Origin of the sequence: Pseudomonas sichuanensis (assembly GCF_003231305.1) — a bacterium.
GTDB classification, from domain to species: Bacteria; Pseudomonadota; Gammaproteobacteria; order Pseudomonadales; family Pseudomonadaceae; genus Aquipseudomonas; species Aquipseudomonas sichuanensis.
In genome coordinates, this window is sequence record NZ_QKVM01000008.1 from 75,713 (window position 1) to 99,148 (window position 23,436).

17 protein-coding genes are annotated in these 23,436 nt (G+C 59.9%); 3 read left to right on the forward strand and 14 right to left on the reverse strand.

All coding sequences use genetic code 11. From position 1 onward, the window contains the following. Positions 1-478: 478 nt before the first annotated feature. From qatC to DM373_RS06390, 4 genes are all read right to left on the reverse strand, one after another. Complete coding sequence (qatC, locus tag DM373_RS06375; RefSeq protein WP_341866377.1) at positions 479-1,816, reverse strand: Qat anti-phage system QueC-like protein QatC; 1,338 nt, start codon at positions 1,814-1,816, stop codon at positions 479-481. Beyond that, positions 1,786-2,541 (reverse strand): hypothetical protein, encoded by a 756-nt coding sequence (locus DM373_RS06380; protein ID WP_244215044.1) that lies wholly within the window; start codon positions 2,539-2,541, stop codon positions 1,786-1,788. Before DM373_RS06380 ends, qatC begins: the two co-directional genes overlap by 31 nt. After that, positions 2,541-4,343 carry a KAP family P-loop NTPase fold protein gene (locus tag DM373_RS06385; RefSeq protein ID WP_110992721.1) on the reverse strand — a complete coding sequence of 601 codons (1,803 nt, stop codon included), beginning with the start codon at positions 4,341-4,343 and terminating at the stop codon, positions 2,541-2,543. Before DM373_RS06385 ends, DM373_RS06380 begins: the two co-directional genes overlap by 1 nt. 546 nt (positions 4,344-4,889) lie before the next feature. Beyond that, positions 4,890-6,404: a DNA sulfur modification protein DndB gene (locus DM373_RS06390; RefSeq protein ID WP_110992722.1), complete on the reverse strand. Its 1,515-nt coding sequence runs from the start codon at positions 6,402-6,404 to the stop codon at positions 4,890-4,892. Positions 6,405-7,016: 612 nt separating this feature from the next. On the opposite strand from DM373_RS06390, the gene DM373_RS06395 reads away from it, so the two are divergent. Continuing rightward, the gene (locus tag DM373_RS06395) at positions 7,017-7,400 is read left to right on the forward strand and encodes a nucleotide pyrophosphohydrolase (RefSeq protein ID WP_110992723.1); all 384 of its coding nucleotides are present in this window, start codon (positions 7,017-7,019) and stop codon (positions 7,398-7,400) included. A 24-nt stretch (positions 7,401-7,424) separates the two neighbouring features. Beyond that, the gene (locus DM373_RS06400) at positions 7,425-9,293 is read left to right on the forward strand and encodes a DUF2075 domain-containing protein (RefSeq protein WP_110992724.1); all 1,869 of its coding nucleotides are present in this window, start codon (positions 7,425-7,427) and stop codon (positions 9,291-9,293) included. Between the two features lie 359 nt (positions 9,294-9,652). Here the strand turns inward: DM373_RS06400 and DM373_RS06405 are convergent, their stop codons facing one another. The 9 genes from DM373_RS06405 to DM373_RS06440 form a co-directional block, all read right to left on the reverse strand. After that, entirely contained in the window at positions 9,653-10,279 is a 627-nt protein-coding gene (locus DM373_RS06405; protein WP_110992725.1) for a LysE family translocator, read from the reverse strand. Positions 10,280-10,443: 164 nt separating this feature from the next. Continuing rightward, a complete protein-coding gene (locus tag DM373_RS06410; protein ID WP_110992726.1) occupies positions 10,444-11,643 on the reverse strand; it encodes an ATP-grasp domain-containing protein in 1,200 nt (399 codons plus the stop codon). Next, complete coding sequence (locus tag DM373_RS06415) at positions 11,640-12,896, reverse strand: ATP-grasp domain-containing protein (RefSeq protein WP_110992727.1); 1,257 nt, start codon at positions 12,894-12,896, stop codon at positions 11,640-11,642. Before DM373_RS06415 ends, DM373_RS06410 begins: the two co-directional genes overlap by 4 nt. A 39-nt stretch (positions 12,897-12,935) precedes the next feature. Next, a complete protein-coding gene (locus tag DM373_RS06420) occupies positions 12,936-13,892 on the reverse strand; it encodes a TauD/TfdA family dioxygenase (RefSeq protein ID WP_110992728.1) in 957 nt (318 codons plus the stop codon). A gap of 141 nt (positions 13,893-14,033) precedes the next feature. Then, entirely contained in the window at positions 14,034-15,872 is a 1,839-nt protein-coding gene (locus DM373_RS06425; protein WP_110992729.1) for a carbamoyltransferase family protein, read from the reverse strand. Further along, positions 15,869-17,974 (reverse strand): iron-containing redox enzyme family protein, encoded by a 2,106-nt coding sequence (locus DM373_RS06430; RefSeq protein ID WP_244215045.1) that lies wholly within the window; start codon positions 17,972-17,974, stop codon positions 15,869-15,871. The genes DM373_RS06425 and DM373_RS06430 overlap by 4 nt, the downstream gene beginning before the upstream one ends. Before the next feature lie 112 nt (positions 17,975-18,086). Further along, on the reverse strand, positions 18,087-19,136 hold the full coding sequence (locus DM373_RS06435) for a hypothetical protein (RefSeq protein ID WP_110992730.1): 1,050 nt from the start codon (positions 19,134-19,136) through the stop codon (positions 18,087-18,089). Positions 19,137-19,413: 277 nt separating this feature from the next. Beyond that, the gene (locus DM373_RS28675) at positions 19,414-19,761 is read right to left on the reverse strand and encodes a hypothetical protein (protein WP_157966813.1); all 348 of its coding nucleotides are present in this window, start codon (positions 19,759-19,761) and stop codon (positions 19,414-19,416) included. 11 nt (positions 19,762-19,772) lie between these two features. After that, positions 19,773-21,311 (reverse strand): MFS transporter, encoded by a 1,539-nt coding sequence (locus tag DM373_RS06440; RefSeq protein WP_110992731.1) that lies wholly within the window; start codon positions 21,309-21,311, stop codon positions 19,773-19,775. A gap of 188 nt (positions 21,312-21,499) precedes the next feature. On the opposite strand from DM373_RS06440, the gene DM373_RS06445 reads away from it, so the two are divergent. Next, complete coding sequence (locus DM373_RS06445) at positions 21,500-22,375, forward strand: LysR family transcriptional regulator (protein ID WP_110992732.1); 876 nt, start codon at positions 21,500-21,502, stop codon at positions 22,373-22,375. Here DM373_RS06445 and DM373_RS06450 read toward each other — a convergent pair. Then, on the reverse strand, positions 22,339-23,373 hold the full coding sequence (locus DM373_RS06450; RefSeq protein ID WP_110992733.1) for a PDDEXK nuclease domain-containing protein: 1,035 nt from the start codon (positions 23,371-23,373) through the stop codon (positions 22,339-22,341). The two genes, DM373_RS06445 and DM373_RS06450, sit on opposite strands and share 37 nt — an antisense overlap. Between the last annotated feature and the right edge of the window lie 63 nt (positions 23,374-23,436).

Genomic DNA, 23,436 nt, shown 5'->3' on the forward strand with positions numbered 1-23,436 from the left:
TGAGTGACCTGACTCCCAGCTTGCAGGATTGGCGTGCTCACGGAAATCAGGTCGGACGACGAGGGATTTCTGAACTAGCTGGAATTGGACCCATACGGACACTTCTGTAAGAGTATAACTATGTGGATATTTCTAAGAAGCGAGCCGAAAGGACTCTTTTCGCTTCGACCGTGCTAGGGATGCTCTTAAACTGCCGAGCATTTCCCGCAGAGTGGTGGTTTCGTCTGGTATTCTTTCCGGTCTCAATCTCGGAAACTGCTGGTAAGCGTCCACAAACGGCACACTGCCTTTGCGGTCTTTGCCAGTTATAGCTTTGGGTCGATTATTGTCAGTACCAGTTGGCAAAAGCGGCCGGTTGCGACAGGCAGAAATCGGCCAAAGTACCCAGTCAAATATGGCTAGGAAATCATGGGCAATTCACCACATTATTCTCGTGAAGATAGCCAGAGCACCTGTGCCTCCAAATCTATAGTAAAAATCAGACCAGACCCTGAGTTTCGAGGTAGCGCTTCACCTCCTCCATACCCCTTCTAGCTACTCCAAGGAGTTGGTCCCTAGCTTGCCGCTGGAGAGGCAATGGTCCCGCGTGAGAGGCCCACTTAGCAACATTCTCCACGGGCAGCCTGCGGGCTGCGAGAATCATAGCCATCAGATCATCCCTTGCTTTAGCATCCCTGATGACAGCTTTGAGGTCCTTACCTTTGGCATGGTACTTGGTGGTATCGGGCATTCCAGCAGCGTGAAATGACGCTCGTCTGATTATACAGGGAACACATTTGCCACACTGCTGATGAGACCGCTTCCATTTCCCGCACGAGACCGTTTCTACAGCAAGGATATTCAAATTTTCTTGATCTATACACTCAACAAGCATCTCGCCCTTGGTTTTCAGCGAGTAAGGATTGGTCACTCGTACCGGAAGCCCGACCGCATCTAAAATTTGCTGGAACAAGCCCAGAAAATGAGGGTGAGTTGTTCTGGTGCTGAGGGCGCCTATCCTGCGCGGCGTCATTGGCGGGTTCAAGGCAATTAGCCCATTTTCAGGAACGAATAGCTCGACCGGCGTGCTTGTAACTCGCAATTGGGCTAGCGTTGCTCCAACCAATGCGCCATAGGCAAGGAAGTTAAAGCTGCGGGTTCGCATTTGCACATCGGTAGGTCTGCCAAGATGCGATACTGGGTGTGCAAGCGCAGCGAACCTGGACACCTTCACTGGGAGGTGGTCGCGGACAAATATTTGCTTTTCGGAATCTCCTCGGTAGGAGTGGCTAATCAACAAGGGCCGACGACCATTCGCTAACAAGTCCAAAGCCCCTATTCCGCTGTCCATTCCACCGGAAAAAAGGCTCACACAGTCATGGCCCGCCATAACCGTAATATGGCCACGATTCTGAGGCTTGAGCTGCCTAGGCCCATCGGGCAACAACGTGATACTCCAAATATCTCCACTGAGAAAGTGGAGGGCTTTCTCTAGCAAAGGTACAGCACGTTGCCAAAGTTCAGGATCTGCAATTGGGATGGTCAGATGAAGATCGCGAGCCCAGCCATCATCGGCGGTAGCCTTGTCGACAAATGTATCTGCCGCGGTGACTGCCATGGCAATAGTGAGCAAGTCGAACCCAGTGCGATGGACTGGGGCCCCCAAGCGACGGACTGCCGCTCGAACAGGGCCACCAATAGAGCAGGTCCCAGGTGATGGAGGACGAACCCCGTACATCAACACCGGAATAGTTCTATCAGAGGGTGGCGGGAGAAGGTCTGCATCATGATTGAAAATTAAGTCAGTCACTCTTGATACCTCTCCCACTCGCTCCACACTTCCCGTATGGCAGCTAGCTGAATATTTTGAATATGAACATTGGAAAATGACTTTAAACTTCCCGAAAGAAGAGGTCGCATGTGTTTGTCCGTGACTGACTCAACGAGTGAATAAAGGTCTTTTTCGGCTTGTTCCACCTTGTTGGGTGTGTCGGCTTTGGCGAACGCATCGTTAGAGTCCAAAACCACTTGGCCAAACACGCATTTGGTGACATACACAACCATCATCTGAACCAACATCTCGTCCGATATGTTCTCGAAATCGAACTCGTCATAGCCATCAAGACATTCCGATAGGGCCTCATTCATTGCCACTCGGACTCGATCCGAGTCACCATCCTCAGGAGTCAACGCTTGAACGATCATGTCTATCGCTATGTCGGTGTCTTGACCATTCAGTAAAGCTAGATCCATTCCAGGCGGTGACTGTCCTTCCCGGAGAGCCGCCATTGCACCGAACAGCGCACCGCCTGCTCCAGCCATTGAGCCAAATCGCGCAGAACCAACCCCGCTGCCACCGGTTGCTCCTCCGGCATAGCTACCTATAGCAGCGCGTAGGTAGGAACCGTCTCCGCTAGAAACGAATCTGCCCAAATTGGTGCGAAAGTCTTTAAACCTCTGTGGCGGGGCTTCCGGTATAGGTGGCTGCCCATCGGTATCTACCCAACCAGGAATATAAGGAGAATTGCCACCAGGGCCCTTACTCGATGTGGAGGTTCCCATCACTTCCGCTCCAGCGACTTGAACCAGCGCTTGTCTTTGACTCTAGTGTTCATCCAAGGTTTGAGCTTGCCAGGCATGACCGTGTGGATAAAGTCGGATAGAAGCGCCCCTGCTTCTTGAGACTTATCTGCAAGGAGCTGAGCACCATCAAAACCTGCGGCCTTGCTGGACCAATCAGAATGGGTTCGCATCGACTCAATGAGCTGGACCATAACTGCGACTTGTTCATTTGAAGGTATCGCTTGCAAGGCTGATTTCGCTGAGGGTGATGATGTATTAGTGACCCGCTTAAGTATTGCAAGAGCTTCCGCAGCTTCTGAGGACAAACCGGCACGAAGAACCCTCAACGGAGTTGTCTCACGGCTCAGGTATACAATGGGTCGCAAGTCCTCGGCAGACAGCGAAGGCTCAAGGCAAATCCAATCCTTTAGCAGATTTTCCTTTGTCTTCCATACATCCGGACACGCAGTCTCGAACTCGGCGGTGTTCTCGACAAGCCCTTCGAGGGTGGCAAGAATCTCAGGCTTGCCACCAGCAGCGCTATTGATTACCGAATAAAGGTGAGAGACTGCTTTTTCATCCATACAGCGTTCAAATAAAGCGATCTTAGCGATCAGAGCCTCGTTTACTGGCATTCCGCGCATCTTCGCGACACGAACCCGCATGCGTACTACGTTAAGCATCCGTTTCACGATCCGTGGATTGCCAAGTACGGATGCTGAGTTGGCAAGCATCGGTGCCATTCGGTCAGCAATAGGGAAAGCCTCCTTAACTTCAATAGGTACACCTTCACCCAGCAGCCCTAACGCTTTTTCGGTGCTGACGGGCTCATCCTTCCAAGCTTTACGGAGATTATCTTCAAGACCGGCTCGAAGGGCTTCTACTTGCTCAGCGGCCACCTTGTCTCCAGCCGACGCGAAGAGCAGGAAAAGGTAAGCTCTTACCTCCTGCACGCCTAGCATCGGTACACGCACAGGTACCTGAATAAGCTTGTCCAAGTAGTCGGTTATGTGCCGGTCGTCCGGATCCTTAAAATGCTCGCTCACAGAGTGGCGGACCATATCTTCGTCAGCCGCGACGACGAATGCCGTATGGTTCATGAACAAGAAAAGCCGTAAAGCCTCCAGAGTGTGAATAGTCTGTTTAGGCAGACAGCGATCCAGGTTGTCAACGAACACAACCAGCGTCTTGTTAAGACCGGTCAGGACATCAGAAAATTCGGAACGAAAGGCGGCAATTTGCTGAGGCGGGGTCTGTTGTTTGTCCTCACCTAGAATCCCAACTAGGTGGTCTTTGGCTTTGGCGCCATCCTCTCTCAGAGTTTCTATTGCCTCGCCATCAACATCCCCCGAGAATACTTTACTCAGTGCTTCCACACCCTTTGCACCGAGGCCGAACGCTGGCATACCCATCGCTAACGCACTGCCTTCAACCAAAAAGCCCAAAGCACGCATCTTGTTCACGCGCGAAAAAAGCTTTTTGGCTTTTGGAAGAACGGATTCCGACTTCTGAGCTGCTTCGATGAGCGTCGATGCGATGACCTCCATCAGCGCTGCACGTGAGTCGTCATAGCCTTGATAAAGCCAAGCGTCGAATCGAACCACAATGAAATTAGACGTGGCGTCGGGTGGAATCAATCCACCCTCAATTAGGTTCAACAGCGTAGATTTCCCAGTTCCCCAAGAGCCGAAAACGCCTACCGTAACTGGCCGCATGGTCGGATCGCGGATGACGTCGACCACGAGATCTGCAACCTCTGAGTAATTCAGGAAATCTTTATTCGTATCGACATCAGCCCACATCAGAGCCTCCTTGCTTGTGATTGCCTCCTTGGCACGCGCTGATGAGCAGGGAAACTGAGCAGCGCAGATCTAGCCAAGATCCAGAGCGTTATCATTCGTCAAAATCTTCACGAACGCCACCATTTCGACAGCATCGTGACATGCTTGGAGAATCACGTCTTAAACGCTCATTACGACACGTAGATATGCGTGTGAGCATCACCGGAATAACTGCTGCGCGGAGGTCGTTAGCCGTGGGCCCTTGAATCCCTTACTGATCCCAACGGCAGGCAGATATCGATCTATTGATGCCATGCCCCGAGCGGCTTGCTATGGGTCGATAGCAGCCCGTCAAGGTCGCAAGCTCTCGACCCAAAGCCGCCACTTGGGAGGGGCAGCAACCAGCCAGAAGCTGGTACTCAGCGGCTCCACATTCCTAATATGCTTGGCTTGAGGTCACGAACCTTAAAGCGTGCTCGAAAGCGGTAAGGGCGCCCACATAGGGGGCCCTTAAGCTGGTGTCAGGCATGGAGCCTGTTACATGACATGTAATTGGGTTTCTAAGGCCTAGGCCGTGGCGTCGACGATCTTGGTTCCCGCGAGTTTTTCGGATTCAGCCTCAGCAAGTTTCTTCTTGAGGGTCAAAAGTCCAGGTCTAGGCTCCAAACCGACCTTATCCCGGAGCAGGTAGCGGACGAGGTCAGCAAGATACCTGGTGATGTCTCGAGTGTTTGGCCCCAGTTGAAGGCGGTTATTATCTTCATCCCAGATACCGTAAGGCTTACGAGCCGCATCCGGCGTAATGTAGCCCTCGATCCCTGGGAAAAGATTTTCGCGTTGTTGAGGACTCATCAGGTAAACACGCCATAGTTGGTTTGCATGCGCGAAGTCCACTTCGTGATTAGAAATTGCCTCAATGATTGCGTCACGTTTGGCATGCGCAGCCTTCTGGTCACGCGCCTCCTCTCCATTGTGAAAGGACCGAACCAAGAAGGCCATGGCTTTGAGCATTGTAGCCTGGGAGAGAAGTGTAATTTTATCCCATGCGGGCTCTCCCCATGTTGGCTGTTTGGCAATTGCGCCCCAGAAATGGTTCGCATATTCCTCAGCCCCTATCACGTCGAGTGGAGTAATACCAGACTGGTTAAAGGCACCACGAAAGAGGATTGAACAGGTACTGACAAGGTCGTCGCGAAAAATTGCGGGGCCGTCCAGTTTTACTCCAGACTTCTTGTGGCCGGTGTCCACCACACGAAGTCCATGGACTTTTCCGTCAGGCGCCAGATGCTCACTCACGTATCGGCTTACCGGGTTAGCTGCGTCGAATGCCAACGACTGTGCGGAAGACGGTTTTTTCCCGAGTACGTTAAGGTCGTGGAAAAGTTGGCGCTCCTGCTCTGGGTCCAGGCCAAGATGTACAGTCACATCTACAGTAAAGTGCTGACCAAATTCAGTCATTGCCGCAGTCCACAACTCCAACTCTTCGGAGGTAACCTCTTGACTTTCACCTATCCAAAGTCCCTTTTTCGGGTACTTCGCATTGGTGAGGAGTCCGTTAAGCCAGTCATGAACGAGCTCCCCTGCCCGGAGCCTGTGCTGACCATCTACCACGAACAGCTTTTGGGTCTTGTGGAGATGAAGGACTACACCGCTAGGCGTGTCCTCAAACTCAAGACCGGTATCTTGGATATTGCGAATGTTCGCCGTGAACGGCTGAAGTGCCTGATATGGGCCCTCACCCAGCTCAGCGAGAATATCGTGCAGGCAGTCGGGCAGGTGCTTGCCGTCTAGACCCCAGCGAGCCTTAACGCTAGCAAGGAGGCCGCGAAGAATGTAGATGGCCAGTTTTTTAGCATGATCCGGAATGAGTTGGCGCTGTGCAATCTGCTCCGGCCCTTCGCCCATAGAAATTATTCTGGCTTCGTTAGCTACTAGCGCTACATCACGGAATGTGGACATCGTCATGGTGATGTTCAGAGTTTGGTTCCCCATGTTGAAGCCAGACAACATGGGTAGGGTGATCGTCCCCCGTCCGCCAGTCTTCTTAAGCTGCTCGAGTCCGTACCGCTTGCCATCAGTCATGTCGTGCACTCCAATTGATTGGGGTGCAGGAGCACCGCCTGGCTCAGATTTCAGCTCCAAAACCAAGAAATGTCAACGGCCTGGCACATAAAAACTATAAACCCAAAGTAAAAAACCTCCGCCTGGCGCGAAAAATCACAGCCGCACTGATGATTTTGTGGTTTCACTTTTGACGATTGCGATGCATCCGGCCAGAAGGAACTAGGCACCACCATTGATTGGCTCAGAGCAACCTAGGCTCCCAAGCGGCTGCTGTAGTCGAGCATGGGGCAGGTTTGGGAAGGGCCCGAGGCGGGCCTCACCACTTTTTGCTCACTTTCCCGATCATGGCTCGATTTGCGGACAGGGTTTGGGCATCCACCTTCTTGAGCTGTTCAGCCCACCATTTGAAAATCTGCCAGTGTAGGCCTTCGGCTACCGAATCAGCTTAACTGGCTCGTCCACCTGCTTTACAAGCACGAGCGGCCGCCGGCCTCAATGTGGATAGCGAACGAGGCAAGCAATTCGGCAGGCTAGGCAAGACACAAAAAACTGCGAACGCAGCAAAATCTCTTACAATCCATGGCCGGATTTCCTACACATTTTCACCACCGATGCCCAAGAGATAACCCCGTGAATGACTCCGACAGCTCATCCGCGTCACTAGTTGACGTAGTGAAGCTAGCCGCCTCCCTACAGCGGTTCGCAGATGATCGCGACTGGCAACAGTTCCACTCCCCCAAGAATCTCATCCTTGCTCTCACTGGAGAGGTAGGCGAGCTGTGCGAGATTTTCCAATGGATGAGCGATGCCGACTCGATCTCCGCCGCAACAGACCCCGAAATCGGCCAAGCCGTCAAGGATGAACTGGCGGACGTACTGATGTACCTGGTTCGCCTGAGCAGCGTGCTCGGTATCGACCTCAACGAGGCGGTTACACGGAAACTCGTCTCGAACGGCCAGAAATACCCCGTGGATAAAGCAAGAAGCAGCAGCAAAAAGTACGACCGACTCTGACCAACACGCACCTAAGGACAACCCGTGATCGTTTACGCTGCGACCAAACAGCAATTTCTTAAAGACAACGATAACGATGACATTGAGGAGGTGATCCTCAGGCATTACAAGGACGCTACCGGCAAGAACGTTGGCTCCTCGGAAATCAGGTCATGGCAAGGGTCTCTGACGTACATGGCCAAGGTCCTTAGAGATGAGGGGCTCCCGAGCGATGCAGGCCTGGCCATTGAGTTGCACATTCCGCAGTCGTCGAAGCGAATCGACTTTCTACTCACCGGTCGCGACGAAAATCAGGCAAAAAAGGCCGTACTGATCGAGCTGAAGCAATGGAGCAAGGCCAACGCCACAACCAAAGACGCCATCGTCAAAACGGCATTGGGTGGCGGCCTCATTGAGACCATTCACCCGTCCTATCAGGTATGGTCCTATGCAGCGCTGCTGGAAGGCTTCAACGAGGCGGTGTATGACAAAAGCATCGAAATCCGTCCGTGTGCCTACCTCCATAACTACGTCAGTGACGGGGTCATAGATTCAGCCCACTATGAGCCCCACATCAGCAAGGCTCCGCTGTTTCTGAAAGGCCCGGAAGAGCTCAGTAAACTCAGAAGTTTTCTGAAAAAGCATATAAGCCATGGCGACAACAAAGAGGTGCTTTACGAGCTGTCCGAAGGAAAAATTCGCCCATCCAAGGCGCTAGCCGAAGCCCTCGGGGGGTTGATGAAAGGCAAACCCGAGTTCGTATTGATTGACGATCAGAAAGCAATTTTTGAGTCGGCGCTGGCGGCGGCAAGCGAGGCCTCGGACCAAGCACCAAGGGTGATGATCATCGAAGGTGGGCCGGGCACCGGAAAGACTGTCCTGGCTATCAATCTGCTGGTGAAGCTCACCGAATTGAAGCTGATGAGCAAATACGTCTCCAAGAATGCTGCCCCTCGCAAGGTCTACGAAAGCAAACTGGTTGGCACCATCAAGCGCAGCCATTTCTCGAATTTCTTTTCAGGCTCTGGGGCATTCATCGACACTGAGCCCAACACATTCGATGCGCTCATCGTGGACGAAGCTCACCGGCTAAATGAGAAAAGCGGGCTTTATGGAAACCTTGGGGAAAACCAGATCAAGGAGCTGATTGACTCAGCGAAATGCTCCATTTTCTTTATTGATGAGGACCAGCGTGTAACCTTGAGCGATATCGGCAGCAAGCAGGCGATACGCGCCTTTGCGAAAGCCAAGGGTGCTGTGGTTGAAGAACACGTGCTGTCTTCGCAGTTTCGCTGCAGTGGTTCTGACGGTTACCTGGCATGGCTGGATGACACGCTAGGCATTCGCTCGACGGCAAATCCGACGCTTGAGACCCAAGAGTACGAGTTTAAGGTGTTCGACTCACCTCAGGCGATGCATGACGCAATCAACGAGAAAAACCACGGGAACAAAGCTCGTGTGGTCGCGGGCTATTGCTGGCCTTGGTTGAGCAAGAAAGACCCCACCGCTGCTGATATCGTGATTGGTGACTACAAACGCCAATGGAACCTGGATCAGGATGGCAGCCTATGGATCATCGCTGAAAACTCCATCGAGCAGGTTGGCTGCATTCATACCTGCCAAGGTTTGGAAGTCGACTACGTCGGGGTAATTATCGGACCAGATCTGGTCGTGCGTGACGGTCAGGTAGTGACATCCCCGGATGAGCGCGACAAGCACGATAAATCGATTCGCGGCTGGAAAAAAATGATGAAAGAGCAACCTACCCTCGCGAAAAGTGAAACAGACCTGATCATCAAAAATACATACCGAACCCTGATGACACGGGGGATGAAGGGTTGCTACCTGTACTGCACCGACAAAGAGACGGCGCAATACTTCGAGAGTCGGCTTAGCCAACACGGCAATCATTGACGGTATCGTTTGCTAGGAGCCCCTGTACCGGCAAGCGCAGGGGCAACGATCAACTGGATGACCATTTGCTTTATAGATTCGGCCCCGATTCGTTTTCGGGGCCGGTTCTCAAAAAGCACCGTCCATCGGAATCCAGACCACGCAGCGTTCCAACTGGTATTCCAAGTAAGTTGACCAAAAAATTATTTACCAGCCAAAACAGATAGATACCGACCGGCGTCAAATTACCCCGGCCCACCAAATCCAAAAAAAGACGCCCTCGGGCGTCTTTTTTTATACCTAAATTCTGATCCATCCCAACCCACCGCATCCCACAGATTCCCCAGGGCAGCCCCCTCAAGAGCCGCCCCACCCCAGCCTCAAGCCAACGGCTTACGCAACAGTATGTCGACAGCAAACACCCCCAACACCCCCCCCGATACCCACCGCTGGGTCCGCATCGCCTTCGGCCGTGCCATAAGAAACCGACTAACCCGCGCCGCCGCCAACACAATCAACCCATTCACCGTCACCGCAATCCCAATCTGCACCATCCCCAACTGCATGTACTGATGCAACGTCGACCCCGCCGTCGGATCAATAAACTGCGGAATCAACGCCGAATACATCAACGCAATCTTCGGATTGAGCAGGTTGGTCACCAACCCCATGGTAAACAGCTTGCGCGGCGAATGCGGTGGCAGCTCGCGGGCCTCGAAGGGCGACGCGCCGCGGATCATGTTCCAGGCCAGGTAGCCCAGGTAGAACGCACCGGCAATGCGCACCACGTCATACGCCACCGGCACCGCCTTGAACAGCGCCGACAACCCCAGCCCCGACGCCACCAGGTAACAGATGAACCCTAGTGCCACCCCCGCCAGCGAGATCATCCCGGCCAGGCGCCCCTGGGAGATGGCCCTCGACGTCAGGTAGACCATGTTCGGCCCCGGGGTCAGGACCATGCCCAAGGCGATGATCGCCACCCCAATCAAGTTCTCCAACGGCATCTCAACGTACTCCTTCGCTCAGGGTCGAGTTACGTTCCGACGGCGCTGCGCGCCAACCCGGTTCGCCTTGGTACAAGGCAGGCTGGGCAACCGGTCGGACCACGCGCTCGTCAATGTTCACATGGGCCGGCAACCCGGCGATCGAGACTACCACACTGCTGTCCTCACGATTGCGCACTCCACGATTGCGCCAATTGCTCGAAGATCGCCTCCACATCGCGCACCAGCGCGCGGCGGTCGAAGCTGCGCAGGCGCAGGCGGGTGCTCGCGCCTTCGTAGACACCACTGGCATTGCGCTCCAGGTTCTGCGGCTGGGCCCAGTACAGGGTATCCAGTGTGTTCCGGGGCGTGCTGCCGCGCCGGCCGATCACCCAGGCACCGCGCTCGCCATGCAGCGGGCGCCCTTCCCGGCTGCGGCTGCGGGCGTGCTCGCGATGGCGGCTGGAGGCTTCGGTCTGCAACTCCCAGGCGATGCCCACCAGGTCGATGTCGCGCACCTCGCGCCACAGGAAGGGAATCTCGGCGCCACCGACCCGCGCCCCGATCTCGAGAAAACGCAAGGCGTCACCGTCATCGAACAGCTCCAGGTGGAAGACGATGTCGCGCCCGGCGGCAAAGGCCATGAGCAGCTCGGCCACTCGGCTGGCGATGCGCCGCTCGTCCTCCCCCTCTTCCAGCTCGATGCTGCCCAGCGGGCTGTCCGGCCCGAAATCGGCGCAACTGTTCACATAGCGCGAAGCGGTGAGCACCACCACCTGCTGCCCGTCCCACCAGCCATCGACATGCAGAATCGGCGCCGGGCAGAACACCTGGACCATCATCGGCTCCTGCTGCGGTGCCTGCAGCAGCGCCAGGTCCTGCGGCTCGCGCAGGATCCGCACGCCCCGGCTGGCGGTGCCGAAGCGGGGCTTGAGCACCAACGGGTAGCCGTGCTCGGCCAGCAGTCGGTCCACGGCCCGCTGATCATCCGCCGCCACCGCCGGCAGCACGTCGATCGCCGACTGCCGCCCGGCCGCTTCAAGCATGACCAGCTTGTCGCGAAAGCGCTCAATCCAGCCAACCGGATCACCGACAATGCCCCAACGCTCACGAATGGTCGCGGCGCTGAGCAGGTCGCCCTCGTTCAACGCCACCACCCGCTGCGGCACGCCATGCAGAGCAATCACCCGCTCGGCCTCGGCCATCACCGCCGCGGCATCGTCCAGCGAGGCCAGCGTCGCGCTCGACGCCAGCCGTTCGCTGGGCAGCGAGCCCAGCGACTCGGGCGTACAGATCGCCCGAATCACCGTGCCTGCCGGCAGCTCGTACTGGTCGTAGAGTGCCTGGCGCCCTACCCAGCGATGCAGGCAGAGCACATAGCTCATGCCTTGGGCTCCACGATGAAGTGCACGGCCTCGACCAGTTCGTCGCCGATGCGCACCGCGTCTTCACGCGAGGTGCCGGTGGCCAGCACATAGCCGGACACGCAGTCGGCCACGGTATCCAGCGGCGGGATCACATCGCCTTCGTGTTTCTGAATCACCACCGCGCGCTGGGCCTCGCCAAGCTCGAACAGGAATGGCAGGAACACCAGCGGCGTCTCGCCCGGGCGAGTGTGACGCACGTCGACATCGGGTTTCAGGTCGAGCTCGACCTTGCGCACCTTGCCCGGGGTCGGCACGAAGAACTGGATCGCCGCGCCAGCCTTGGGCTCCGGCGACTCCAGCGGCAGCTCGTCGATGCCCAGGGGCACGGTCAGGAACATGCGGTTCAGGTCCAGGCCGAAGGCACGACGCACCAGCTCCGGAGCACCGGAACCGGCCAGGCGTGCGTGGGACTCGAGCACCCGCGGGCCCTTGGCGGTCAGCACGAACTCGCTGTGCGACGGCCCCTCTTCCAGCTCCACGGCGTCGAGCAGGCGGCAGGTCATCTCCTTGAGCTCCTTGAGCCACTTCTTGGCATCGGTGCTCGGCGTGCTGACTTCCCACTCGACGTACTTGTCGTTCATGCGGTACTGGGAGTAGCCGATCGGCAGGTGACGACGCTTGAACGAGAAGGAGTCGACGCTGACCACCGGGCCGTCCAGGTATTCCTCGATGATGATGTTGCGCACCTCGGCATCCTGCAGCGCCTGCCAGGCCTTGCTGGCGGAGGCGGCATCGTCGCAGGGGTGGATGTGCAGGCTGGCCACGCCCTCGGCGGGCTTGAGCACCGAGCGGCCATGCTCGGCGACGAACTCGATGGCGTCCTGGGCGCAGGCGACCTGGCGATAGGCCACCGGGCTCAGGTCGTGATCGGCCAGCAGCTTGCGCATGGCCACCTTGTCCTTGAGCAGGTGCGCGGTCTTGTAGGAGACACCGGTCAGCTTGAAGTGGTCGACCACCTTGCCGGTGGACTCGCCCGCCACCTCGGTGGTGGTGATGATGCGGTCGAACGGCCGCTCGCGGTGCAGCGGCTCGAGCACCTTGATGATCGCCTCGGCATCGTCGATGCGGGCATGCACCACCTGCTCGCAATGGGCGACGATCTCTTGCTCGTAGTCGCCCTGCTGGTGCACCAGCACCACGTCGATACCCAGTGCCTTGGCACCATGGATTGGCGCCGGACGACCACCGATGACTGCAATACGCTTGTTCATGGAAACTCCCTGTTCGTAGTCAGGATTGCGGGAAAGGATTCAGCTGCCGTAGACCCGACGCAACCAACGCGCCTGGCCATCGGGCATGGGTTTGAAGGCCTTGCGTCGATGCAGCACGCGGGCGTTCTTGAAGATGAAGAAGTCACCGGGCTGCAGTACCAGCTCGATGCCCTGTACGCCTTTGAGCACCTGGCGCAGCAGCGTCAGTGCGGCCTTGGCGTCGTCCTCGGTGGCGCTGACGATGCCGTCGTCGAAACGCAGCCGATAACCGTTGGTACCGTGCTCCAGGATCGGCATCACCCGTTGCTCGCCGTCATAGCCTTCGTTGGACGCCGGCGCGCCGAAGGCGAAGGCCGGCCGGCTGAGGCAGTCGATCACCCAGGCGGGCAACCGCGATAGCACGTGGTCGACGCAGACGATGTCGGTGGACGCCCGCTCCTGGTTGCGCACGGCGATGAAGGCCAGGTAGTTCGGCACGCTGCGGGTGACATCGCTGGCCTGGTCGTCGAACGGCCAGTTGGGGTTGTCGGTGTGCCATGAGAACTCCACGTCCGCGCCCCAGGAGCTGGTAGTGCCGGCCGCACCCGGCACCGGCACCACGTTCCTGACCAGCTTGCCGAGGTTCTCGTACTCCACGGCATGGGAGCGCACGCCCAACAGGTTCAGCATGCCGAAGTGCAGCAGGTCGAAATCCAGCACGCACTGGGCGTCCGGCAGAAAACCGTTGATCGGCGACTGCACCTCGGTGGACAACCCCACACCGCGCAACAGCAGCGCTTTGTAGCTGCTGTCGGCGAAGGCGCGGATCGCGTCGACCGTGGCCGTGCCGAGCATCGAGCGCAGCCAGTCCGCGCCCACCACGCCGACATCGTCGGCGCGGTGGGGCATGCTCGCGAGGCGTTCACGGCAGGCCGCCAGGCCCGAGAGATCGCTGTCGCTCACGCTCAGCACCTGGACCACCGAGGCCTGGTGCACGTCCAACGCCATCAGGCTCATGATTGGCGCTTCAGGTAGGAGGCGGCCTTGGGGTCCGGACGATGGGCGAAACGCGCGCTGCGCCGGATGAAGAAACCGAGTGGCAAGATCAGGTAGAGCAGTACGTAGTCCATGTTGCACCTTCCCTAGTAGATGAAATGCTCAGTCCAGCGGCACGGTCTCGCGCCAGTCGACCGCTTCCTCGAACAACGGCTGCTCGGCTTTCTCAAGGTAGAAATCACCGATCGCCAACACGTCCATGTTGGTGCGCATGAAGCAGCGGTAAGCCTCGAACGGCGTGTTGACGATGGGTTCGCCACGCACGTTGAACGAGGTGTTGACCAGCACCGGGCAGCCGGTGCGTTGGTGAAAGCGTTCCAGCAACGCGCGAAAACGCGGATTGCGCTCGCGGTCCACCGTCTGCACCCGCGCCGAGAAATCGACATGGGTGATCGCCGGCAGGTCGCTGCGCACCACCTTGAGCAGGTCGATGCCGGTCAGCTGGGCCTGGTACGACGGCACGGTCTTGCGGATCGCCTGGGCGACCGGCGAGACCACCAGCATGTAGGGGCTTTCCTCGACGATGTCGAAGCATTCGCCCGCACGCTCCTCCAGCACCACCGGCGCGAAGGGGCGGAACGACTCGCGGAACTTGATGCGCAGGTTCATCGTCGACTGCGTGTCCGAGCGCCGCGGGTCGCCCAGGATCGAACGGTTGCCGAGCGAACGCGGGCCGAACTCCATGCGGCCCTGGAACCAGCCCACCACGCCACCTTCTTCCATGCTCAGGATCACCCGGTGGTCGAATTCCTCCTGGCTCAGCTGGTGGTAGACCGCGCCGCACTGGTCCAGCTCGGCACGAATCTGCTCGGCGCTGTATTGCGGCCCGAGCAGCGAGCCGCTCATGCCGTCCACCGCTTCGGGCAGTTCGCGCTGGGTGACCTGGCGGTGGCGACGATCGCTCAGCAGCGCAGCCCCCAGCGAGCCGCCGGCGTCACCGGCGGCCGGTTGTATCCACAGGCGCTCGAAGGTGCGCTCGCGGGAGACCACGCCGTTGGCCACGCAGTTGAGGGCAACCCCACCGGCCATGCACAGGTGGCGCTCGCCGGTCAGTTCGCGGGCGGTCTTGGCCAGGCGCGAAACGATCAGTTCGGTGACCTTCTGCACCGAGGCGGCGAGGTCGAACTCGCGCTCGGTCAACGGCGCCTCCGGCAACCGCCGCGGGCCGCCGAACAGGCGTACGAACGCCTCGCCGGTCATCACCTCGCCGCGTATGAACTCGAACTTGGTCCAGTCCAGACGGAAGCTGCCATCGGCCTTCACATCGATCAGTTCGGCCAGGATCCGGTCGGCATAGACCGGCTTGCCATAGGGCGCCAGGCCCATGAGCTTGTACTCCCCGGAGTCCACCTTGAAACCGCAGAAGTAGGTGAACGCCGAGTAGAGCAGGCCGAGCGAGTGCGGGAAGGACAGTTCGGCTACCTTCTCAAGCCCGTTCGGCGTGCCATGCCAGATCGTGGTGCTCGCCCACTCGCCGACGCTGTCGATGCACAGCACCGCCGCACGTTCGAACGGGCTGGGGAAGAAGGCCGAGGCGGCGTGGGACGCGTGGTGCCCATGCACGTCGATGCGCCGGCCAGGGCGATCGCCCATGTCCCGCAGGTGGCGCTGCACCTCACGGTCCATGCGCCGCTTGGTGGTGAGCCAGTCGCCGAGCACCGGGGCGTAGGTACCGACCGCCGACAGACCGGCCACCGCTGCGGTGGACAACACCCGGCGGAACTTCAAAGCCGGGTCCTCGTAGTAGGCCACGTGGTCGACCTGATCCAGGCGCAGCCCCGCTTCGGCCAGCACATAGGCAACGGCCTGGCGCGGGAACCCCGGATCGTGACGGATCCGGCTGAAACGCTCCTCCTGGGCGGCGGCGACCACCCGACCATCGATCACCAGCGAAGCGGCGCTGTCGTGGTAGAACGCGGAAATGCCGAGTGTGCAGGTCATAGCAGCGACCTCATTCTGTCCTTGAATTTGTCCAGCATGGTTTCCTCCCTGGGTGGATTGAGCGCCACGAATCCGCTGCGGATCCGCGTCCATAGTTCTTCCCGCTCGCTTGCAGCAAAGGCACTCAGGTAGGCGTCGAGGCTGGCGGCGGCCCAGGCGCTGTGCCCGGTCGATATGTTGTCGATGGCGTTGTGCAGGTCGACGAACAGGGTCGGATAGCCATAGGCGACCAACGCCTTGTGGGTCTGTCGGTACCCACCGCCGACGCCGGACAGCTCCATGGCCAGATTGAGCCCGAGGATTTCCGGGCAATAGGTTTGCGGGTAGCGGCCGATGGCCAGCCAGAACACCGGCAACTCGAAATCTTCGTCGGCGAAGCACTCGGCCGCGGCATAGCCCGGCGCGGCCGTGGCCGGCAGCTCGCCATGCACCGCCCGCAACAGCTGGCGATAGATCACCGGATGGTTCTGCGCCTCGATGCCATTGCCCAACTCGTCGTAGAGCGTCTCGAACAAGCGGCTGCCAAAGGTCGAAGCGGCCAGCGCCGGATGGGCAAAACCGGCCAGCCAGGCGCCGTCGATCATGGTCAACGGCGCCAGGGCGATGATGTCGGCCACCACCTCCTCGCGGCTGGGCAGGTCCTGGGGCTGCTCCAGCGCCTGGTTCGACAGGGCATGCTGATGCTGCAACCACTCGCGCAACACCCCGGGCGCCCAACGTTCAGGCAATGGGCAACGGCCCTTGGCCGCACCCCGCGCCGCCCTGACCAGCCAGCGGTTCACGTAGTGCCGGGCGTGGTTCTCTTCGGCCGGCGTCAACTCCACGTGCAGCAGCCGGGTGTACGCCTGGCGCGGCGCCAGGCTGACCGCCAGCGTCGGCGCCTCGACCTCGTCGCACAGCGCTCCGGCGAGCAGGCCGTCATCGCGCCACAGCGTGCGCGCCGGCTGTGGCGCTGGTTGGTCGGCATAGGGCAGCCCGGCGATCCAGCGCTCGAGGATGGCGAGATCGTCACGGCTGAAAATCCGGAACATCTTGCCCCGCGGCGAAACCAGCGTGGTCAGCAACGGGCTGTTTTGCGGCTTGCCGGCACGCACGTAGGCACTGGCAGCCAGGTGGTCGAGAAACTGCAGCGAATCATCCGCCTCCAGCAAAGGCCGCATGGCCACTTTGTTCAGCCGGGTTTTCTCGTGGTACTGGCAGGCGTCCGGGCGCCGCCGGGTGATCAGGTCACGTGCTGCCTCGCGCGGATCGAGCCAGCGTTCCAGCACGGCGAGCAGCGCGCTGTTGGCCGTCTCGATCTGCCAGCGCACCCAGCGGTAGCCCTGGCGCACGCCCTCCTGGGCCGACGGCCCGGCCTGGGCGAGGTACTCGCGCACCGCCGTCTCGGCCAACTGCGCCAGGTCCTGCGCAGAGCCCGCCGGGTCGCGCCGCAGGTCGAGCAACCGCGTCAGCGTCGGTTGCCCCTCGGCGATGCCGGCGAACATCGGCAACAACCCGCAGTGGCGCAGGTACAGGTTGGCGCCCAGGATCTGCGGCAACAGCGACTCGGGAAAATGCCCGAGCACCACCAGCATCGCCGCCAGATTGAACGCGCCGTCGCAGACACTGCTGTCATCGCCGATGTACTGGGGATCCTCGCCAGCGTCGGCCGGTGCCAGCTCACGCAACAGCTCGCGATAGCGCTGGATGCGGCTGGCGCCCGGCAGCCCGCCGCCGACATCCGCCGCATGAATCCTCAGCATCGCCATCGCGTAGGGCGCTTCGTTGTTCCAGCTGGCGCACACGGCATGTATCAGGTGCTGGCTGCCGACCAGCAGCGGCGCGGCTTCGCGCACGGCCTTGGCCCGCAGCACGGCGACCTCGCCCGCGTCACTGCTCGCCAGCAGCCGTTGCCAGTCCTCGGCGATCTTGCCCAGGCGCCCAGAGGCGTCTTCAGCCAGCCCGGCCAGCGCTTCGGGGCAGGCAAAGTCGACGTCGAGCACCTGCGCCTCGGGTACGGTCTCGAGACAGGCACGCAGGCTGGAGGGCGTAAACAAACGCCGCGCCTGTTCACCCGACTCGGCGCCGAGCAGGCTGGAAAATAACTGCCGATGCCTGTTCATCAGTGCATCGGATAAATGGAGGAATTGTTTTTCTTCTTGGACTTCTTTTTGCGTTTAAAAAGCGAACCCAAGGCCTGACGAATACGTTTGAACATGTTCTATTCCTCTCGCGTCATTGCAGATGGCGATGAATGGCCTGGGCCACTACATCGTTGCCAAGGTCGGTAAAGTGGGCACGGTCGACAAAGAACCATTCATCGGCCGGGCGCGCCCGCAAATCGTGCACCAAGTTACCGAACGGTATATTCAAGGCGTGACACCCGGAGGCGAGGTTATCCGCATAGCGTTCTGCTACCGTTGCATCGGAAATATCGCCATATAATTGCTGCCAGGTGCCCAGCCGGGAAATACGGTCAAGTTCGTCGAACAGCTTTTGCTCTTCTGCGCAGGGGCTTCGCACCCAGGTAGCCAATGGCTGCATGACGAAGGAGAGTTGCGCCCCCAATGAATCGGCCAAATGTTTCCAGGTCGTCAGGCAACGCAGGGTTTCCTGCGTGGCGTGCGCCAACGTCTGCGCAATCGGTGGCACCGCCGTGGTTTCATTCGGCCACTTCGGAAGTTTCGCAGGCGGTAGTTTCGCCCCGTGCTCTTCGGCAATTTCGTCGAACTTTTCGTAATATTCGCCGCAGAAATAGAAGGCCGGCAATTCGCCACGGACAAACTCCGGCAGGCGCGCCATCACCAGGGTGTTGAAGCCGCCCATGACCACGATCCGCTTGATCTTCGGCAGCCTGTGCATATGCAGCATGAACAGCATCAGCTCCTGGGTCGCATTGAAGCAATGGCCCGCGAAGTTCAGCCAGGGCGTGCCATCGGGATCGTGCGCCGCGAGCCGGCTGACCACCGAGGCCGCATCGCTGGAAGCCCCGTAGCCCAGGGCCGGCGAGGCCCCAACCAGCAGATTCACCGGCCCGCCGGCGCAGGCCTCCAGTTGGCCCGCGCTGATCGCCCGCCCTTGACGATCATGGGCGAAGCGAAAGCCCAGGCGGTCGGTGTTGATCGACGCACTCTGGTAGCCGGCGGCATTGAAACTCATCACATAGGGCAGGTACTGGGAACGACCACGGTTGGCGAAACGGTCGTAGTCAAGCATCTGCGGTGTCAGTTTGACGCGTTCGAGGGATGGATCGTCAAGCGCGACGGGCTTACGACTCTTGAACATGGTTCAGGCCACTCCATTGAATAACAGTTCATTCCGTTTACGGCCCCGCCTTATTCAAGGCGAACATAAGCCGTCAAAGTATCAAGATACTTTTTACAAATACCGAATACCCGAAAGCCACGACCCAACATGGGCCGGACAAATAGAGTTTCAGGTACAGAGCAGCCTCACGACTTCTCACATGAAGTACGTGTGCAATTGCTCAAAGGGCAGGATTAATTAAGTAGCGGCGTGCGGCGAAAAGGAGGCGTGATGGGCCGCGATCCGTGCGAGAAAATCAATGCTGGATGTCGTCGTATTTATTCCAAGGTGCCGCAAAAGACTTCCAAGCATTATCATTATTCCTTTTTATATTTTCTTCGGTTCCTACCGAAGTGACGCTCAGGCCACCGATTTTAGGCAGCAGGCAGCGCCTGTCAATACGTCGAAACTCGCATTTCATCGAATTAATGGAAAGTTCACGCTCAGTGCATAGGCGTAACCATCCAGATGAATAACCACCCCATCGAAAACTGTATTTATGAGTTGATGGCCGAATGCCGCCAACATGACGAACGGGTAGTAAACCATCCGTTGGCCATTCCTTGATGCCCAGGCCAACACCCTGCACCAGCCAGCGGACCAAGCCGTCCTGCCTTAATCGGCCGCCAATGTCGCTGGCAGATTCGGCAGCGGCCGAGCAAGCAACACGCCCACCACCAGGGCAAATACCAGGGCTGTGATACCTGCGCTCTGCAAGGCTGCTTCGAATCCGCCTATGAACGCTTGCCGCGCCAGCGGCGCCGCGGCCTCACGCAACCCAGGCTCAAGCAGCGCCAGCGCCGCCTGCAAGTCCCCCGCAGCCACGCGCGCGGCCATCTCCCCCACCGCCCCCATCGCCTGTGGCGCCAGGCCGGCCATGGCCTCGCGCAGCAACTGCCCGCTACGTGCCGCCAGGACGCCACCGAGCACGCCGATGGCCAGGACGATCGCGCCAAAGCGGGTGGTAGTGCTCAACCCCGAGGCCATGCCAGTACGCTCACGGGGCACGCAGGCCATGATGTTTTTCTGCGTGTCGCCATTGAGCAATCCGGCGCCAGCGCCCAGCACCAGGCTGGCCAGGGCAAAAGAACCATATCCACCCTGCCCGACCGCCCACGCGCAGGCCAGGTTGCCAGTCCCGACCAGCAGCAGCCCCAGCGCGAATACCTGCGCCGCACTCAACCTCGCCGCCAGGCGCATGCCCAACCGCGGCGTCAGCAGCATCGCCACGGCAAACGGCAACATCCCCGCCCCCGCTTCGAGCGCCGACAATTGCAGGCCGTTCTGCAGGTACAGCGGCAACAAGGTCATCATCACCTGGGCACACGCGGCGTAGGCGAACATGCCCAGCAAGGCGCCGATGAAGCGCCCGCTGCGCATCAATTGCAGATCGATCATCGGCCGGGCCTGGCTGCGCTCGACCATCACGAACAGGCCGAACAAAAAGGCTGCGATCACCAGGCGGCCCAGGGTGGGGGCGCTGTCCCAGCCGACCCGGTTGGCGTCGATCAGCGCCCAGATCAGGTAGCCCAGGCTACCGGCGAAGGTCAGGCTGCCCAGCGGGTCGAGCCGGGCGGCGGCGCTGTCGCGGGACTCTTCGACGCTGCGCAGCACCATCAGCGCCAACACGGCCACCAGCGGCAGATTGATGTAGAAGATCCAGCGCCAGCCCAGGGTGCTGGCGATCAGGCCGCCGAGCAACGGTGCGAAGGTGATGGTGGCGCCCATGCAGGCGCCCCAGAAAGCCCAGGCGCGCAGGCGCTCCTGTGGCTCATGGAAGCGGTGGCCGATGGCGGCCAGGGCAGCGGTGAGCAACAGCGCGGCGCCCACCCCTTTGCCGGCACGGGCCAGGTCGAGCCACAGCAGGTTCGGCGCAGCACCGCAGGCCAGGGAAGCCAGGGCGAACAGTGCCAACCCGAGCAGCAGCATGCGCCGTCGGCCAAAGCGGTCGGCCAGGCTGCCGGCGGGCAGCAGGCAGGCGGCGAAGGCCAGCAGGTAGGCGCTGACCACCCATTCGATGTCGGCGAATGAGCCGGACAGGTCGCGGGCGATGCTGGGCAGGCTGACAGCGACGATGTTGGTGTCGAGGATGATCAGGGCGCACACGGCCGAGGCCGTGAACAGGGTGAATCGCGCAGAAGCGGGGGTGGACATGGCAAGGCTCCAGAGGGGCGCCATCGCGGTCCACGAGATGCCCCGCGATGGCATCGAGGCTCGACCGGTCATCGGGCTTTGCCGCCGCGACGCCAGCCTTGTAGTGTTGCCCTCACCATAACGCCGCCGGCCGCCGGGCTTGTTAGCCGCCACGTCCTGCGTCATTAGCCCCCGGCTAACGAGGCCCCATGGAAATCCGCCACTTCCGCTACTTTCTCAGCGTCGCTCGCCACGGCCATTTCACCCGTGCCGCCGAGCAGTTGGGCATCGCCCCGCCCACCCTCAGCCGGCAGATCCAGGACATGGAGAAAGCGCTGGGTGTGCTGCTGTTCCAGCGCAGCCAGCGCGAGGTACGCCTGACCGCCGCGGGCGAAGCATTGCGGGTGGAAGCCGAGCAGGCGGTGCGCCAGTTCGACGCCGCGCAACTCAGCGCGCAGCGCGCCGCGCGTGGCGACAGCGGGCGCATCGAGCTGGGCTATGTGGCTTCGGCGGCCTACTCCGGCACCTTGCAACAGCAAGTGACCCGCTTCAGTGACGCCCACCCCGGCGTGCATCTGAATATCCGCGAGGCGCCCATGGATGCGCTGCCCACGCAGGTGCTCGACGGCCAGCTGGACCTGGCCTACGTACGCTCGCCGATGGAGCTGCCGGACGGGCTGGAGGCGATTCCCCTGCATGAAGAAGGTTTCGTGTTGGCGCTGCCCGCCGGCTCGCGCCTGAACGAGCTCAAGCAGCTCCCGGCCAAGCGCCTGGCCAATGAAACCTTCATCCTCCCCGAGCAGATCTCCGGCACCCTGGAGGTCGCCGCACAGGGTGGTTTCGTCCCGCGCCTGGGCCCGCAGCCGGGCAGCCTGGTGGCGGTGATCACCCTGGTATCGCTGGGCCAGGGCGTGGCGCTGGTGCCGGAATCAGTCGTGCGGCGGATCAACTTGCCGCAGGTGAACTACCGGCCTGTCGAAGATTGCCGGGCGAGTTCGTGGTTGAGCCTGTTGCACCGGCGCTTCGAGAAATCACCGGCCGTCGCCCGCTATATCGAGGCGGTGCGCTCGGCACCCAGCGCGTAGAACTCCTGCAGCTTGGCCTGCAGCAGGGCCTTGTCCGGCAGGCGAGTCTGGTACTCGGCGATCAGCGCGGGGGACAGGCTGCGGTTAAGTGCGTACTCGACCACTTCATCGTCCTTGCTGGCGCACAGCAGCACGCCGATGGCGGGGTTCTCGTGGGCTTTGCGTTCGTTGCGGTCGAGGGCTTCGAGATAGAAATCCAGCTTGCCCAGGTACTCGGGTTCGAAGCGCCCCACCTTCAGTTCAATGGCCACCAGGCAATTGAGGCCACGATGGAAGAACAACAGGTCAAGGGCAAAGTCACGGCCGCCCACTTGCAACGGGTAGTGCGAGCCGACGAAGCAGAAGTCGCGGCCCAGCTCGACCAGGAAGTCCTTGAGGCGGCCGAGCAACCCCTGGTGCAGGTCGGCCTCGGCGTGGCCGCCCGGCAGGCCGAGAAACTCGATCATGTAGGCATCGCGGAACACCTCCAGGGCCGCCGGATGGGCCTGGGTGAGCGCGGCCGATGCCTTGGCAGGTTGCGTCATGCTGCGCTCGAACAGCGCGGCCTTGAGTTGGCGCTCAAGCTCACGGCTCGACCACTTCTCCTGTGCGGCCATACGCAAGTAGAACTCACGTTCTTCGGGGAGTTTGCACTGGCTGAGGATGATCAGGTTTTGGGTCCACGGAACTTGTGTCAGCAGTGCTGACACTTTCTCCTCATGCCCACGATAGACCTCATAAAACTGACGCATGCGGAACAGGTTCCGCCGGGTAAAACCTCTCAACCCTGGCTGGGTCAGCGCCAGATGATCCGCCAATTGGCTGACCACACCGTCACCCCATTCGGCGTCCTCCAGCTTGCGACTGATGTATGCCCCTACCTGCCAATGCAACTCGATCAGTTGGGTATTCACCGCCTGGGCCGCGCGCTGGCGAGCCGTCTGGATCAGTGCAATCACTTCAGCGAAGCGCGTATCGGCGGTTACGGACGCGGTTGCATCTTGAGACTCGGTATTCATGCGGCGACTCCCTGGCGATGATCAATGAGCGCAAGAGTCTATGGGCATTCATCACAGTGGCTG